The 14477-nt window shown below is 62.3% G+C and carries 14 protein-coding genes, 1 tRNA gene, 1 pseudogene and 1 riboswitch; of the genes and pseudogenes, 3 read left to right on the plus strand and 13 right to left on the minus strand.

What is annotated here, in order from left to right; all coding sequences use genetic code 11:
* The first annotated feature begins 237 nt into the window (after nucleotides 1-237).
* Nucleotides 238-1293 carry a phosphoribosylformylglycinamidine cyclo-ligase gene (purM, locus tag HWX91_RS33250; RefSeq protein ID WP_028198820.1) on the plus strand — a complete coding sequence of 352 codons (1056 nt, stop codon included), beginning with the start codon at nucleotides 238-240 and terminating at the stop codon, nucleotides 1291-1293.
* Between the two features lie 68 nt (nucleotides 1294-1361).
* On the opposite strand, the gene miaA is transcribed toward purM, so the two are convergent.
* Together miaA and mutL are read right to left on the minus strand one after the other, a co-directional pair.
* A complete protein-coding gene (gene miaA, locus HWX91_RS33255; protein WP_028198819.1) occupies nucleotides 1362-2318 on the minus strand; it encodes a tRNA (adenosine(37)-N6)-dimethylallyltransferase MiaA in 957 nt (318 codons plus the stop codon).
* Nucleotides 2319-2361: 43 nt separating this feature from the next.
* Nucleotides 2362-4401: a DNA mismatch repair endonuclease MutL gene (gene mutL, locus HWX91_RS33260; protein ID WP_028198818.1), complete on the minus strand. Its 2040-nt coding sequence runs from the start codon at nucleotides 4399-4401 to the stop codon at nucleotides 2362-2364.
* A gap of 262 nt (nucleotides 4402-4663) precedes the next feature.
* On the opposite strand from mutL, the gene HWX91_RS33265 reads away from it, so the two are divergent.
* The gene (locus tag HWX91_RS33265; protein WP_028198817.1) at nucleotides 4664-5335 is read left to right on the plus strand and encodes a DedA family protein; all 672 of its coding nucleotides are present in this window, start codon (nucleotides 4664-4666) and stop codon (nucleotides 5333-5335) included.
* A gap of 122 nt (nucleotides 5336-5457) precedes the next feature.
* On the opposite strand, the gene HWX91_RS33270 is transcribed toward HWX91_RS33265, so the two are convergent.
* Together HWX91_RS33270 and HWX91_RS33275 are read right to left on the minus strand one after the other, a co-directional pair.
* Nucleotides 5458-6270 carry a mechanosensitive ion channel family protein gene (locus tag HWX91_RS33270; RefSeq protein WP_028198816.1) on the minus strand — a complete coding sequence of 271 codons (813 nt, stop codon included), beginning with the start codon at nucleotides 6268-6270 and terminating at the stop codon, nucleotides 5458-5460.
* A gap of 193 nt (nucleotides 6271-6463) precedes the next feature.
* Nucleotides 6464-6835 carry a hypothetical protein gene (locus HWX91_RS33275; RefSeq protein WP_028198815.1) on the minus strand — a complete coding sequence of 124 codons (372 nt, stop codon included), beginning with the start codon at nucleotides 6833-6835 and terminating at the stop codon, nucleotides 6464-6466.
* Nucleotides 6836-7094: 259 nt separating this feature from the next.
* Between HWX91_RS33275 and HWX91_RS33280 the strand changes: the two are divergent.
* Nucleotides 7095-7352 (plus strand): annotated as a pseudogene (locus tag HWX91_RS33280) (inositol monophosphatase family protein); the annotation flags it as partial.
* Between the two features lie 75 nt (nucleotides 7353-7427).
* Here the strand turns inward: HWX91_RS33280 and HWX91_RS33285 are convergent.
* From HWX91_RS33285 to ydfG, 9 genes are all read right to left on the minus strand, one after another.
* Nucleotides 7428-7503 (minus strand) — tRNA-Lys (locus tag HWX91_RS33285).
* A gap of 200 nt (nucleotides 7504-7703) precedes the next feature.
* On the minus strand, nucleotides 7704-8453 hold the full coding sequence (gene ybgF, locus HWX91_RS33290; RefSeq protein ID WP_028198813.1) for a tol-pal system protein YbgF: 750 nt from the start codon (nucleotides 8451-8453) through the stop codon (nucleotides 7704-7706).
* A 19-nt stretch (nucleotides 8454-8472) separates the two neighbouring features.
* Nucleotides 8473-8982, minus strand: coding sequence for a peptidoglycan-associated lipoprotein Pal (gene pal, locus HWX91_RS33295; RefSeq protein ID WP_028198812.1), 510 nt, complete (start codon nucleotides 8980-8982; stop codon nucleotides 8473-8475).
* A 32-nt stretch (nucleotides 8983-9014) separates the two neighbouring features.
* A complete protein-coding gene (tolB, locus tag HWX91_RS33300; protein ID WP_028198811.1) occupies nucleotides 9015-10307 on the minus strand; it encodes a Tol-Pal system beta propeller repeat protein TolB in 1293 nt (430 codons plus the stop codon).
* Nucleotides 10308-10446: 139 nt separating this feature from the next.
* Nucleotides 10447-11454 carry a cell envelope integrity protein TolA gene (tolA, locus tag HWX91_RS33305; RefSeq protein WP_028198810.1) on the minus strand — a complete coding sequence of 336 codons (1008 nt, stop codon included), beginning with the start codon at nucleotides 11452-11454 and terminating at the stop codon, nucleotides 10447-10449.
* Complete coding sequence (gene tolR, locus HWX91_RS33310; protein WP_028198809.1) at nucleotides 11451-11894, minus strand: protein TolR; 444 nt, start codon at nucleotides 11892-11894, stop codon at nucleotides 11451-11453. The genes tolA and tolR overlap by 4 nt, the downstream gene beginning before the upstream one ends.
* A gap of 10 nt (nucleotides 11895-11904) precedes the next feature.
* On the minus strand, nucleotides 11905-12582 hold the full coding sequence (tolQ, locus tag HWX91_RS33315) for a protein TolQ (protein WP_012431821.1): 678 nt from the start codon (nucleotides 12580-12582) through the stop codon (nucleotides 11905-11907).
* A gap of 155 nt (nucleotides 12583-12737) precedes the next feature.
* Complete coding sequence (gene ybgC, locus HWX91_RS33320; protein WP_028198808.1) at nucleotides 12738-13217, minus strand: tol-pal system-associated acyl-CoA thioesterase; 480 nt, start codon at nucleotides 13215-13217, stop codon at nucleotides 12738-12740.
* Nucleotides 13218-13287: 70 nt separating this feature from the next.
* A complete protein-coding gene (gene ydfG / locus HWX91_RS33325; protein ID WP_028198807.1) occupies nucleotides 13288-14034 on the minus strand; it encodes a bifunctional NADP-dependent 3-hydroxy acid dehydrogenase/3-hydroxypropionate dehydrogenase YdfG in 747 nt (248 codons plus the stop codon).
* Nucleotides 14035-14272: 238 nt separating this feature from the next.
* Nucleotides 14273-14381, plus strand: a riboswitch (ZMP/ZTP riboswitch).
* Nucleotides 14382-14477: the final 96 nt, after the last annotated feature.

Raw genomic sequence — 14477 nt, forward strand, 5'->3', positions numbered from 1 at the left:
CCCGACCGGAAGATTCAGGATGATTCAAATTCCAGCCAGCCGGCCGGCAACTCGGTGTGGGACCTGAGTAGGCGCTGAAGCGCCAACTCGGGTCGTCAACTCTGTATGGGACCCGAGTAGGCGCTGAAGCGCCAACTCGGGTCGTCAACTCTGTATGGGACCCGAGTAGGCGCTGAAGCGCCAACTCGGGTCGTCATCGGGTAAAATCGCATTTTACCGACCTTCTTGCTCTTCCCCATGAATCAACCCAAATCCGCTCCAGATGCCCAAGGTTTGTCCTATCGCGACGCCGGCGTGGACATCGACGCGGGCGACGCCCTTGTCGACGCGATCAAGCCCTTTGCCAAAAAGACGATGCGCGACGGCGTGCTGGGCGGCATCGGCGGATTTGGCGCACTGTTCGAAGTGCCGAAGAAGTACAAGGAACCCGTGCTGGTATCGGGCACCGACGGCGTCGGCACCAAGCTGCGCCTCGCGTTTCAACTGAACAAACACGACACGGTTGGCCAGGATCTGGTGGCAATGAGCGTCAACGACATTCTGGTTCAGGGCGCCGAGCCGCTGTTCTTCCTCGATTATTTCGCTTGCGGCAAGTTGGACGTCGGTACCGCGGCAACGGTCGTGAAGGGCATCGCGCATGGTTGCGAACTGTCCGGTTGTGCGCTGATCGGCGGCGAAACGGCTGAAATGCCGGGCATGTACCCGGACGGCGAGTACGATCTGGCCGGTTTCGCGGTCGGCGCGGTGGAAAAGAGCAAGATTATCGACGGCAGCACGATCGCCCCGGGCGACGTGGTGCTGGGTCTGGCTTCGAGTGGTATCCATTCGAACGGTTTTTCGCTGGTGCGCAAGATCATCGAGCGCGCGCAGCCTGATCTGAATGCGGATTTTGACGGCCGCTCGCTGGCCGACGCGTTGATGGCGCCTACGCATATCTACGTGAAGCCTTTGCTGGCCTTGATGCAGCAGATCGCTGTCAAGGGTATGGCGCACATCACCGGCGGCGGCCTGGTCGAGAATATTCCGCGTGTTCTGCGTGAAGGCCTGACGGCTGAGCTGGATCATCGCAGCTGGCCGCTGCCGCCGCTGTTCTCGTGGCTGCAGAAACACGGCGGCGTGGCGGATGCGGAAATGCATCGCGTGTTCAACTGCGGGATTGGCATGGCCGTGGTGGTGTCCGCTGCTGACGCCGATGCGGCAATCGGCCTGTTGTCGGCCGCCGGCGAGCAGGTCTGGAAGATCGGCGTGATCCGCGAAAGCGCGGCAGGCGAAGCTCAGACGGTGGTCGTCTAATCCGCGCCTGACTCAAGGCCGGTCGGCCCGCGCGGCGCACACAAAGAGCGCCGCGCGGGTAAAAAACCTCAGATCATCGCTTCAATCAAGCTCACGGCCTGCGCAGTCGCGCCGGGATCGCAGCAATCCACCACAACCCGCTCCGTCATGCTGCGCAGCCATGTGAGTTGCCGCTTGCACAATTGCCGGGTAGCAAAGACCCCCTTGTCCCGCATGGTCGAATAGTCGACCGTGCCGTCGAGATATTCCCAGGCCTGCCGGTATCCCACGCAGCGCATGGAGGGCATCTCGGGCGATAAATCTCCGCGTTCGCGCAATTTCACGACTTCGTCGATAAAGCCATTGGCCAGCATGGCGTCGAAGCGCTTCTCGATGCGAGCATGCAGCACGCTCCGCTCGGATGGCTCAAGCGCAATCGGCACGAAGCGCCAGGCCAAAGCGGCGTCGTCCGTTCGGGCGGGCGCGGCCAGCAGAGCGGACATCGCTTGCCCCGTCAGCATGAAAACTTCAAGCGCGCGCTGAATTCGCTGCGAATCGTTTGGCGCGAGGCGTGCGGCTGTAATGGGATCGGCCGCCGCGAGCCGCGCGTGCAGCGCCGGCCAGCCGTCACGCGCGGCATCGGCGTCGAGCGTCGCACGCACGTCGGCATCGGCGGCGGGCAGGTCGTTGAGTCCCTGCGTGAGCGCCTTGTAGTACAGCATGGTTCCGCCAACCAGCAAAGGCAGCCGCCCGCGCGCGCTGATCTCGCCGATCAGGCGCAACGCTTCGCTGCGAAACTCTGCTGCCGAGTAGGAATCCGCCGGGTCGACGATATCGATCAGATGATGCGGCGCCACCGCGCGTTCTTCCGGTGTGGGCTTGGCGGTACCGATATCCATCTCGCGATACACCAGCGCCGAATCGACACTGATGATTTCGACCGGTCTGCGTGCGGCCAGCGCCAGCGCGGCAGCGGTTTTGCCGGACGCGGTCGGGCCGAGCAGGCAAGGAACCGGCGCGGGCGTGGGTGAAGTGCTTGAGGTCATGGGCAAGACGGCGCGCGCCGAATCAGCGTAGTCAGGCGCACCGTCATTGGCCGCGCATGAACAGTCGGTCGAGATCGGACAGTGTCAACTGATACCACGTGGGACGCCCGTGGTTGCATTGATCGGCGCGTTCGGTTGCCTCCATCTGACGCAACAGCGCGTTCATTTCATCGAGCGTCAAACGCCGGTTCGCGCGCACCGCGTGATGGCACGCGAGTGTGCCGAGCAGTTCGTGCTGACGCTCGGTCAACACGCGGGAGCCGCCGAACGCGTGCAGGTCGGAGAGTACCGCGCGTGCCAGCGCCTGCAGATCGGCGTCTTTCAGTAGCGCGGGCACTGCGCGGATCGCGAGCGTGGTCGGCGACAGCACGGCGAGATCGAAGCCGAGTGCGTCCAGCGTGTCGCGCTCTTCTTCGACCGTGCCGATTTCGATCGGATCGGCCTGCATCGTTTGCGGGATCAGCAGCGGCTGCACGGCAATCGTACGATCGGCCAGTGCGTTCTTGAACTGCTCATACAGGATGCGCTCGTGCGCGGCGTGCATGTCGACAATCACGAGTCCGTGCGCGTTTTGCGCAAGCACATAGATACCGTGAATCTGGCCGAGGGCGAAGCCGAGCGGTTGCTCATCCGAGGCATTGAAAGCAGGCGACGCGTACGGTCCCGAGGTGTTGTACGGGGACGGCGTTTCCGCAGCCGAATCGCGCGCTTCGAATAGTGTCGCGCCTTCCGCCGTGCCGGCGTTCGTGTCCCTGCGGCCGAACAGTGCGTCATAGAAGGCCAGTGGCTGCGCGACCGGCAACGTGCCCTGCGTCATGCGCGCCTGACGCATCCAGGTATTGCCGGGCTGCGAGGCGCCGAATCCGCCTCCCGCCGCACTACCAGGCGCGCCTGCCCCCGTGCCGAAGCCCACGCCGCTTCCCGCACCCGCACCGCCCAGCGGCGTAGCGCCGAACGAAGCCGGTCCGCCCGTCGCCGCTTCGAGATGCGCCGCATGCCCACCGGCGGTGGTTTCCGGCGACGCACCCGCGTGCCGCGCCAACGCACGCTGCACGGCATGGAACACGAACTGGTGGATCGAACGCGAATCGCGAAACCGCACTTCGATTTTCGACGGGTGAACGTTTACATCGACGGCTTCCGGCGGCAAATCGAGAAACAGCACGTATGACGGATAGCGATCGCCGTGCAGCACGTCTTCGTAGGCGGCGCGCACAGCGTGCGTGAGCAGCTTGTCGCGCACGAAGCGGCCATTGACGAAGAAGTATTGCTGGTCCGCACGTCCGCGGCTCGCGGTCGGCAGCCCCGCGCAACCGTAGACCGCGAGCGGTCCGGCGGATTCGTCGAGCGGCAAATGCGCCGTCGCAAAGGTTTCGCCAAGAATCTTCGCGACCCGCGCGGGCGGCTCGCTGGCATTCCAGTGTTCGACCGCCTTACCGTTATGCAGGACTGAAATCGCCACGTCCGGCCGTGCCAGCGCGGCGCGGCGAATCTGTTCGAGGCAATGGCCGAGTTCAGTCTGCTCGCTTTTCAGGAATTTGCGCCGTGCAGGCGTATTGAAATACAGCTCGCGGACTTCGATCGTGGTGCCTTGCGTGCCAGCGGCGGGGCTCAGCACGCCGGTTTGCGCGTCGACACGCACGGCGTGCGGCGCGTCGGCCGTGCGGCTGGTGATGCTCATTTGCGCGACGGACGCAATCGACGCCAGCGCTTCGCCGCGAAACCCCAGTGTGGCAACCGCTTCGAGTTCGGCGAGCGAGCGGATCTTGCTGGTTGCGTGACGCATCAGCGCGAGCGCGAGCTCGTTTTCGGGGATGCCGCAGCCGTCGTCGGTGATTGAGATGCGTTTGACGCCGCCCTCGTCGAGCAGGATGCGCAGCGTCTGCGCGCCGGCGTCGAGCGCGTTTTCCAGCAATTCCTTGACCACCGAGGCCGGCCGCTCGACCACTTCGCCAGCGGCAATCTGGCTGATCAGTTGATCGGGCAGGGGCTGGATCGCCCGCAACGGGCGTGGGGCGGGCGCGGCGGCGGAAACCGTGGCCGCGTCGGCGGTGCCGGCAGGCGTTTCGGAGAATTCTGACATGGCGAAATTATAGCGATTCGGCGCGGGCAGGCCGGGTGCGGACCGAAGGCGCGGTTTGAGGTGCTCTTGCGCCGCTGCCACTGAACTGCCGCACGGTAGCAAATCGGTCCCGCACGGCAGATTTTTAATCGCATCCGTGCACTTTCGGTATCATGACGCGGTCAGTTTCCGGCGGCGAACACGCGTTCGCCGCTCAGCATCCGCAAGGCCGCTCGAGCGGCCATTCCTGCCACGCTCACATTCGCTCAATAAAGGACGCTTTTTGGACACGCTGCTGCAGTTCGCCAATCTTGTCTTGCACATCGACAAGTTTCTGGGAGTCTTTATTCACGAGTACGGCGCCTGGGTCTATGCGGTGCTGTTTCTGATCGTATTCTGTGAAACCGGGCTGGTTGTTCTGCCGTTTCTTCCGGGCGATTCGCTGCTGTTCATCGGCGGCGCGTTTTGCGCGACCGGTGAAATGAACCTCGGGTTACTGATCGTGCTGCTGCTGGTTGCCGCGATCGCCGGCAACACGGTGAACTATATGGTCGGACGGGCCATCGGGCCGCGGGTGTTCAATTCACATATCCCGCTTCTCGAGCGCTTTCTCGACCGTGCCGCGCTGCAGAAGACGCATAACTTCTATGAAAAGCATGGCGGCAAAACTATCGTGCTGGCGCGCTTCATTCCGGTCGTGCGGACATTCGCCCCGTTCGTTGCCGGCGCATCGGAAATGACAGTTAGCCGGTTCCAGTTGTTCAACATTCTCGGGGCGCTTTTGTGGGTGCTCCTGCTCGTGTTGCTCGGCTACTTCTTCGGCAACATTCCGTTCATCCGGCAGTATCTGAACCTGATCGTGCTGGTGGGTATCGGCGCGGCCGTGGTGCCGGTTGTGCTTGGCGCGGTATGGAAGATGACGCGCAAGAACACGTCGAAGGCGGGCACCCGCTGACTCTGCAGCTCGCACCGGGCAGAAGAACAAACGGCGTCGCGAAACTCGCGACGCCGTTTTTTTTGCAGACCTCATCTCAGCGAACGTCAACCTCCATCCAGCGGCCTAAGCCCCAATCGGGCTCAACTGACTATGCGCGGTGCAAGCGGTGTTTCCGGTGTCGGATAGCCCGCCTCCCTGAAGGTCTGGATGATCGCGCGGTTGGTGTCGAAGTAGACCTGCCAGTAATGGTCGGTGTGCGTGTAGGGGCGCACGCACAGCAGCGGTCCTTCAGGCGTGAAGCTCAATACTTCGATATCCGGAGCAGGACTTTCGGCCACGTTCGGAATTTGTGTAACGGCCGCCTTGAGCCGGTTCATCGCATCCGTAGGATCGACACCGTTCGCGATCTTCGCGGTCAGTTCGACGCGCCGCACCGGCAATGCGCTGTAGTTCGAGATGGTGTCCGAAAAGATCTTGTTGTTGCCGATGATCGTTGTCACATTGTCGGGCGTCACGATGGTCGTGCCGAACAGCCCAAGTTCCGAGACCGTGCCTGTGACGCCGCCCGCCATAACGAAATCGCCCACCTTGAACGGCCGCAGCACCTGCATGAAGATGCCCGCCGCGAAGTGGGCAAGCAAGCCGCCCCACGCAGTGCCGATAGCGAGACCGAGGCCGGCGAGCAAGGCGGCGAACGAGGTCGTCTGAACGCCGAATACCTGCAGGATCGCGAGGATCAGCAGCAGGTTCAGCAGTGCGCCGAGAATCGAGCCGAGGTAATGAGCGAGGGTTGGATCGACCCGGCCGTTTTTCGACAGCAGCTTGCGAAGCAGGCCGGTGATCAGGCCAATGACCCAGCGGCCTACGATCCACAACACGATCGCGCCGAGTACCTTGGTGCCGAGGTCGATGCCTCGGGTCATGATGAACACGCGTACGGTATCGAGATCCAAGATGTTCCTCGTTGGTTAAGTTGCCTTCGACTGATTGAACGGCGGGAGTGCAATACAGCGGCAAATGCCCGGTGACGGGCGCAAACGGTAACTCTCGGTCTTCGGAAGTTATAGGCGACGGCGCGCCCGTACGCAAGGTCCGTTCCTGACGACGATGCGCATTGCGTGACGCACGAAAACAGTTCGTGCGGCGTTACATCGGCAGATGGGATTCGGAATACGCAGATGTGCGAATGACCAGCGTGTTGTTGTCTGTTTTGGCATGACGGGCGCGACGCGTTACATGCTGCCATGCCAGAGCGGCAATGGCTGCCACCACATAAGCGCTGCCGCGTTCGAAGAATGCACTCGACGAGCTGAACCTGCCGTAGCGGTTCTGCGCATCGGCGAACACGAGAAAGGTCAGTGCGGCGTCGAGCAGCAGCGCCGTTGAAGCCAGTGCGACAAAAACGTGCGGACCATTGAGTGTGGCGCCGGGTACGAGCCGGTTGCACAGAAGACACACGCTCAGCACGATGGCCAGCAAAACAAGGTTCGAAATAAGGCCGAACAGAAAATTGGTCATGTCGATGGAATGAAAGCGCGGAGCGCTGCGGTTTTGCCAGAGCGTCTGCTCACGCGGAATGGCACCGTGAGCGGAATCGGCGGCGATCATTGCATGTCTTCACGTCTCAATAAATATCAATGTTCGGAGTCCGTTGTATCTCAGTCGGTATCGAATAGGCACGTTGTAGGAAGAGTCTCGGGGCTGTGTGCGGTGTGGCGGTCTGTGTTGTGAGAATGTTTCCCACGTGGGCGCTTCTGAAGCCTGAGCCTCGCCGAGTCGGACCGTTGCAGGTGCGCTCGATCCTGTGAATGTCGCGGCCGGCCGCCTCGACGGCTTCTTCGAACAGGGATCAAGCGCGTGGGATATGGCGGCCGGCAGCCTGCTGATCACGGAAGCCGGTGGGCTGGTTGGCGACTATGCCGGCGGCGCCGACTTTCTGCGCGTCGGCGAAACTGCCGCGGGCAACCCGAAGCTATACGCGCAGATGGTGCCGCTGCTCGTCGGGTACAGCCGTACGAAACAGGGATTGCACTGAGGTTGCGTGCGGAGCGTGGGGCGTTGGCCTCACAAAAGAAAAAGGGCTCAGCTTGCGCTGAGCCCTTTAAATCTTTGGTAGGCCGTACGGGATTCGAACCTGTGACCAACGGATTAAAAGTCCGCTGCTCTACCAGCTGAGCTAACGACCCAAAAGAGAAGCGAGATTATAGCGATAGCTCCTGTGGGCTGTCAACCCATGGTGGCTAGTTTGGATATCCGCACTTCAGATAGTGAAAAGCCCGAGGTATCGCTACCCCGGGCTTTCCGGCGAGAGGCGCGCGTGGCCTTGATTTGGAGACTGCGCAGCCACTGCGCGTTACATCAACTGCACTAACCCTGCGCGACGCGACTACTTGATCTGCGACAGCTTGCTCTGAGCCGACTGCGCGACGTCCGAGCCGCTGTACTGCGCGACGATCTGCTCGAGCGTCTTTTTGGCTGCAGCCTTCTGACCTTGCTCGAGCTGATTGTTCGCAATCGCGAGCAGCGCTTCCGGCGCGCGCGGATGTTGCGGGTAGTTCTTCACCACACCTTGCCAGGTTGCCGTCGAGCCCTTGTAGTCGCGCAGTGCATACAGCGCGTTGCCGAGCCAGTACTGCGCGGTCGGCTGGTAGGGGCTGTTCGGATACTTGGAGATGAAGCTGCGGAACGACGCCGCCGCATTCTTGAAGTCGCCGTTGCGGAACTGCTGTGAAGCCGCATTGAACGAATCGGTTTCACCCGGCTGCACCTCGCCCTGGACGCCGTCCACCGTCTGTTGCTGCGGCTCGAATTTCTTCAGCCGCGTGTCCAGATCGGTGTAGTAGTCCTTCTGCTGTTTTTGCAGCGTGGCGAGCTGGTTGCCCATATCCTCGTTCTGCCCACGCAACGTCGCGACCTGCTGATTCAGCTGATCGAGACGGTTGGACTGATCGAGAATCGTGCGCTGTGCGGCCGACAGCTGGCTCGACAGGCTATCGGTCTTCGAACGCAGATCGAGAATGGCCTGACGGGCCTGATCGTCGTCGAAGATACCCGCATGCGCGGGCACAGCCGCGAAGGCCGTGCCCGCGACGCAGGCCGCTGCGGCAAACCGCAGCCAGGAGAAACGATGCGTCATTCGGCTCATCACCCGTTACTTACTGTTGGTACACGAGGTCGGCGCGGCGGTTTTGTGCCCACGACGATTCGTCATGACCGGTCGCTTGCGGCTTTTCCTTGCCGAGGCTCACGGCTTCCATTTGCGAGTCTGCTACGCCCATCAGCGACAGCGAACGGCGCACAGCTTCAGCACGCTTCTGGCCGAGTGCCAGGTTGTACTCGCTGGTGCCGCGTTCGTCGGTGTTGCCCTGGATCAGGACGTGACGTTGCGGATGGCTCTTCAGGTATTGCGCGTGTTGTTGCAGCAGCGATTGGTAGTCGTCCTTGACCGAGTAGCTGTCGAAGTCGAAGTAGATGCTGCGCTTGGCGAGCGGGCTGTTCGGATCGTTCAGCGGATCGACGTTGACCTGAGCGACATCGGTCGGATTCGGTTGCGTCGAAACTGCACCACCCTTGTTAGCGTTTTCATCGAGCTTGACGCCCGAGTGACATGCGGCCAGCGCACCGACCATCAATACGGCAAATGCGAAACGAAGTTTAGACATCATTTTGTTACTCTCCTTGTGTTATTGCATCAACGTTACTGCATAAACGGGCCCCAGGATGGCTCGCGTACGCTGCCACCCTGAACGGACAGGACCTGCCGAGTGCGACCGTCGGTCGATACTGCGGCCAACACGCCACGGCCGTTCACCTGTGTGGCGTAAAGAATGTACTGACCGTTCGCCGCGAAGCTCGGCGATTCGTCATGTGTGGTGTCCGTCAGGCCCGTGGCCGTATTGCCTTGCAGGTCCTGGAGATAAAGCTTGAACCCGCCGCCGACGCGCGAGATATAGGCGAGCTGTTTGCCGTCCGGGCTCACGCGCGGGCTGGTGTTGTAGCTGCCCGTGAACGTTACCCGTTGCGCGGCGCCGGCGCTCTCGCCTTGAGCCGACATCTTGTAGATCTGCGGCTGACCGCCACGGTCGCTGGTGAAGTAGATCCACTGGCCGTCGGGAGAGAAGCACGGTTCAGTGTCGATCGAGCTGCCTTGCGTCAGGCGCCGCAGGCCGCTGCCGTCCGCATTGACGGCGAAAATCTGCGTGTTGCCCGTGCGCGAGAGCGCGACAGCCAGCGTGCGGCCATCCGGCGACCACGCCGGCGCGCTGTTGTTACCCTTCTGGTCCGATACGATCACGCGACGGCCCGTAGGCAGATCGTGGATGTAGACAATGGGCTTTTTCTTTTCGAACGAAACGTAAGCGACCTTGGTGCCGTCAGGCGACCATGCGGGCGAGATGATCGGCTCGGGGCTCGACAACGCGATGTGCGCGTCCTGGCCGTCCGAATCGGAAATCTGCAACTGATAACGCCCACCGGTCTTGATGACATACGACAGGCGCGTGGCGAACACGCCACGGCTGCCCATCAGCTTCGCGTAGATATAGTCCGCGACTTTGTGCGCGCTCATGCGCAAGCCGCTTTCCGGGCTCACCAGCACGAGGCCGCCAAGGCTTTCGCCCTTCACGGTGTCGTACAGTTTGAAACGCACTTCATACTGGCCATTCGGCAAACGGTTCACGCTGCCCGCGACGAACGCATTGGCGCCCTTGGCTTTCCAGCTGCCGAGGTCGACGGAATCGGATTCCGCGACCGGCGTGCTGCCCGCGTCGATATTCGTGAATTTTCCACTGCGTTGCAGATCCTGACGCACGATTGTACTGACCTGCTGCGGCGAGTTTGCTTCATTGGCGAAATTCGCCGTTGCGATCGGAAACTGGGTGGACCCGACGCCCGTCACAAGGACGTTGAGCTGGGCATTGGCGGCGCCGCCGACGGCGATCAGGCACGACGCTACAAGTGTCCGCAGGCCTAGCTTGGTCATCAAACTCATGCTGAATGGTTTCCCCAAAAACGGTTTTACTAACAATTCGCGACAGCAGAGAGACCTGAAAACAACTAATTCGTTCCCAGGCGCGCCACGCCCGTCGGGGCATGGGCTCTGCTGTCAACTGACTGTCAAGTTGCTGCTATCAACCTGCCGGGCGCAACGTAATCTTGAAGCTGGTCGGCGTTTTCCCGTCGATATCCTGAGGCATCGGATTGGAACGCTGGACCGCCCGAAGCGCCGCGTCGTCCCATGCCGCATTGCCGCTGCTGCGCGAGATCTGCGCGTCCAGCAACGTGCCTGTCGGCGAGCAGCGTACGGAGATGACGGTCTCCAGACCTTCCGTTTCGCCACCCCACGAGATGTTCGGACGCACCACACGGCGCACCTTATCCGCATAACCCGGCGAAGTCGCGGTGCCACCCGAGCCGCTACCCGTGCCGCTCTTCGCCAGCCCGTTGCCGGTCGTGCCTTCGCCGCCCGCCAAACCTTGCATCTGCGCGAGCCGCGCGCGACGTTCAGCGTCCAGCTTCTTCGCTTGCGCTGCGGCATCGGCTTGCGCCTTGGCCTTCGCCGCTTTCTGCGCGTCAGCCTTCTTCTGCGCCTCCGCTTCGGCCTGCTTCTGCTGCTCGGCCAGCTGCTGCTGTTTTTGCTGTTCGGCCAATTGCTGCTGCTTCAGTTTTTCGGCCTGCTGTTGCTGTTGTTGCAACTGTTTCTGTTTGGCTGCCGCTGCTTTTTGCGCGGCGAGCTGCGCGGCCTGCTCGGCCGCCAGTTGCTGCTGGCGCTTTGCCTCGGCTTCCTGCTGGGCTTGCAGCTTCTGCAGGCGCTGCTGTTCGGCCAGTTGCGCCTGACGGGCCGCTTCCTGCTGCTGGCGTTTCTTTTCCTGCAGCGCGATGTCGGCCTGTTCGTCCGGCAGTGGCGGGGCTGGGGCTACCGGCGCGGGCGGCGCAGGAGGCTGGCGAGGGATGGCCGTGTCGGGCACCTCGGTCCACAACTCGGCTTCCGCGCCGGCCGGCGTGCTGTTTTGCCAATGAATGCCGTGGTACAGGAAGAATCCGAGCAGCGCATGCATCACCAGCGCGAACGCAAAGGCTCGCCCGGTGCCGCGTTCACGCGGTGGCTGGAGCGGGTATTCGGAATTCTTGCGGATCATTGCGATTTGACGAGCAATCCAACGCGCTTGACGCCCTGAGCCTTCAGATCGGACATCACATTCATCACGACTTCGTACTTCACGGTCTTGTCGGCGGCGATCACGACCGGCTGGTCGGGGTGCGATTGCGCGCGATCGGCGATGAAGCCGTGCAAATCGGCCTTCGTCATGTCTTCCTGTTGCTGCGCGCCGGCGTCGTCCTTGTATTTGACGCTCATATTGCCGTCCGCGCGAATATTCACGATCACGGGCGGTGTTTGCTGCTGGGGCGCGGCGCCGCCGACGGTCGGCAGATTGACGATCGACGGGGCGACGAGCGGCGCGGTCACCATGAAGATCACGAGCAACACGAGCATCACGTCGATGTACGGCACAACGTTGATGTCGGCCATGGCGCGGCGCTGACGCGAGCCGCGCATGCTTGAGGAAGAGCCTGCCATCGTGGACTCCTTACTGTGCCTGACGCTGCAGGATGTTCGAGAACTCTTCGATGAAGGTCTCGAAGCGGATCGCCAGACGGTCGATGTCGTGCGCGTAGCGGTTGTAGGCGACCACGGCCGGAATCGCGGCGAACAGGCCGATCGCGGTGGCAGTCAGCGCTTCGGCGATGCCAGGCGCCACGTTCGCAAGCGTAGCCTGCTGCACGTTGGCGAGGCCGCGGAACGCATTCATGATCCCCCACACCGTACCGAACAGACCGATATACGGGCTGACCGAGCCAACCGACGCGAGAAACGCCAGATTTGCCTCGAGCACGTCCATTTCGCGTTGGAAAGCGGCGCGCATGGCGCGGCGCGCGCCGTCGAGAATCGCTCCCGAATCGTTCAGGCGCTTTTCCTTGCCCTTCAGGAATTCTCGCATGCCGGATTCGAAAATCCGTTCCAGCGCGCCGATCGTGTGGCGGTTGTTCGCTGCGCTCTGGTAGAGCGCCTGCAGGTCGCCGCCCGACCAGAAGTCGCGTTCGAAGCGTTCAGTTTGCGCGCGGGCCCGGCGGATCGCAAACCACTTGCGGAAGATGAAAGTCCACGACAGCAGCGACAGCAGAAGCAGCAGGGCCATGACGGCCTGTGCCAGAAGGCTCGCATTAAGTACGAGAGAAACGATCGACAGATCTTGTGTAGTGTTCATAAAGGTTCGTTTTAACGTCCCGGAAGGGGGCGTCCGGCTGCAAGGTCACTCGAAGCTTGCCGTGAGCAAAACGGAAGCATCGGCGATATTGCAAGCCGAACCATGCTTTGTGTTGCTTGATCGATATGAGTTCACTGGCCCCGTAACAACGGGGCTCAGTCGTTGTCCGTTGACATACCGCCACCGTTCACGCTCGGCCCGCGCCGCAAAGCAGCAAGAACCGGTGCAGGAATCGCAGCCGGCCGCAGCGCCATACGCTCGACGCAGCCGACCCGGATCGCGCCGCTCGCCAGCAGCGTATCGTCGCGCCACGCTTCCTGCGCAAAGTCGACGGAGGCGCGGCCGAGACGCTCGATTCGGCTTACCACCTTGACGACATCGTCAAGCCGGGCCGGCGCCCGATAGTCGATTGCAGTACTGCGGACGATGAAGATCGTGTTCGCTTCGTCGGCAAGCCGGTTCTGGTCGACGCCGCACGCGCGCAGCCATTCGGTGCGCGCCCGCTCAAAAAATTTCAGGTAGTTCGCGTAAAACACGATGCCGCCGGCGTCGGTATCTTCGTAGTACACGCGGATTGGCCACGTGAAGCCGATTTCCGTGCCGGGCTGGCTGGTCGACATATTCATGCGGCGCATTTTACCGGAACGCACACTCCGAGGTCTGTATCAAGATGTGCGCCCCGCCTGGCGGGCCTGAGCGGGGATTTCAGCCGCGCTGCACCGACAAGGCGGAGAACGATTGGGCCACCGGCATCAGCTCGATCGTGTTGACGTTGACGTGTGCAGGCCGGGTGGCGACCCAGTAGATCGAGTCGGCGATGTCTTCGGGCGTCAGCGGTTGTACGTTTTCGTACATTTTGGCCGCTTTTTCGTCGTTTCCACGAAAACGCACGTTCGAAAACTCGGTGCCGCCGCACAGGCCCGGTTCGATGTTGGTCACGCGCAATGCCGTACCGGCCAGATCGGCTCGCAGATTCAGGCTGAACTGATGCACGAACGCCTTGGTGGCGCCATAAACGTTGCCGCCCGCGTACGGCCAGCTTCCCGCCGCCGAACCCAGATTGAAAATGTGGCCACGATTGCGCTCCACCATGCCGGGCAGAAGCGCGTGCGTGACCTGCACGAGGCCCGTGCAGTTGGTCTCGATCATGGTGTTCCATTCGTCGAGGCTCGCCTTTTGCGCCGGCTCGATGCCGAGTGCGAGGCCGGCGTTATTGACGAGCACGTCGAGCGCCGCGAACTCCGCGGGCAGGGAGGCCGGCACCGCCTCGACGGCGGCGCGATCGCGCACGTCGAGCTCGTACGGCAGAAGGGCGTCGCCGAGTTCGTCGGCGAGTGCCTGCAGGCGGTCTTTACGGCGCGCGGTGGCGACGACACGGTGGCCGCCCTTGACGAAAGCTCGGGCGATGGCGGCGCCGAATCCCGCGGACGCTCCGGTGACGAACACGATCATTGCAGTTTCCTGGCTGGTAGAGGAGAAAGGCGCCAAGCCTACTTCCAATGCGGCGCTGCGGCAAGGATGAACCAGCCGTACAAACGGCTGGGGGAGGCACGCAGAGCGGGTTCCGGGCCCGCTTTGAGCGGCCGTTGGCGCACGGCTTGCGGCGGCGCCACAACCGGCCTGGCGGGCACCCGCCGGGGCGGCGGGAAGCCGGTTGCCTATTCGATCCTCTTCCAATAAACTAACGCGCTCATCCCTGCGTGACTGGCGATAGAACCGGTTCAAACAATCGGATTCAAGGTGGAACAACCCACCGTGAAGCGCGGGGTGCCGTTTTGCCGTTCGCCTGGGCAGCTGTGATCCGCGCGCATTTATCTGCGCTGACGGTGGCTGTCCTGCCTCGCGTGTGCGGCGAATCTCCATCCGCCACGTCAGGGCTGGCCGAGCCGCCAGCA

This window comes from Paraburkholderia fungorum (assembly GCF_902833645.1).
GTDB lineage: Bacteria > Pseudomonadota > Gammaproteobacteria > Burkholderiales > Burkholderiaceae > Paraburkholderia > Paraburkholderia fungorum.

Coding starts and splice junctions, on each gene's coding strand:
- tolR (WP_028198809.1), bottom strand. CDS start 11,894: ATGGCAGGCTCTTCCTCAAGCATGCGCGGCTCGCGTCAGCGCCGCGCC.
- purM (WP_028198820.1), top strand. CDS start 238: ATGAATCAACCCAAATCCGCTCCAGATGCCCAAGGTTTGTCCTATCGC.
- ybgF (WP_028198813.1), bottom strand. CDS start 8,453: ATGACGCATCGTTTCTCCTGGCTGCGGTTTGCCGCAGCGGCCTGCGTC.
- tolB (WP_028198811.1), bottom strand. CDS start 10,307: ATGAGTTTGATGACCAAGCTAGGCCTGCGGACACTTGTAGCGTCGTGC.
- HWX91_RS33275 (WP_028198815.1), bottom strand. CDS start 6,835: ATGACCAATTTTCTGTTCGGCCTTATTTCGAACCTTGTTTTGCTGGCC.
- ybgC (WP_028198808.1), bottom strand. CDS start 13,217: ATGCGCCGCATGAATATGTCGACCAGCCAGCCCGGCACGGAAATCGGC.
- tolQ (WP_012431821.1), bottom strand. CDS start 12,582: ATGAACACTACACAAGATCTGTCGATCGTTTCTCTCGTACTTAATGCG.
- tolA (WP_028198810.1), bottom strand. CDS start 11,454: ATGATCCGCAAGAATTCCGAATACCCGCTCCAGCCACCGCGTGAACGC.
- ydfG (WP_028198807.1), bottom strand. CDS start 14,034: ATGATCGTGTTCGTCACCGGAGCGTCCGCGGGATTCGGCGCCGCCATC.
- miaA (WP_028198819.1), bottom strand. CDS start 2,318: ATGACCTCAAGCACTTCACCCACGCCCGCGCCGGTTCCTTGCCTGCTC.
- mutL (WP_028198818.1), bottom strand. CDS start 4,401: ATGTCAGAATTCTCCGAAACGCCTGCCGGCACCGCCGACGCGGCCACG.
- pal (WP_028198812.1), bottom strand. CDS start 8,982: ATGATGTCTAAACTTCGTTTCGCATTTGCCGTATTGATGGTCGGTGCG.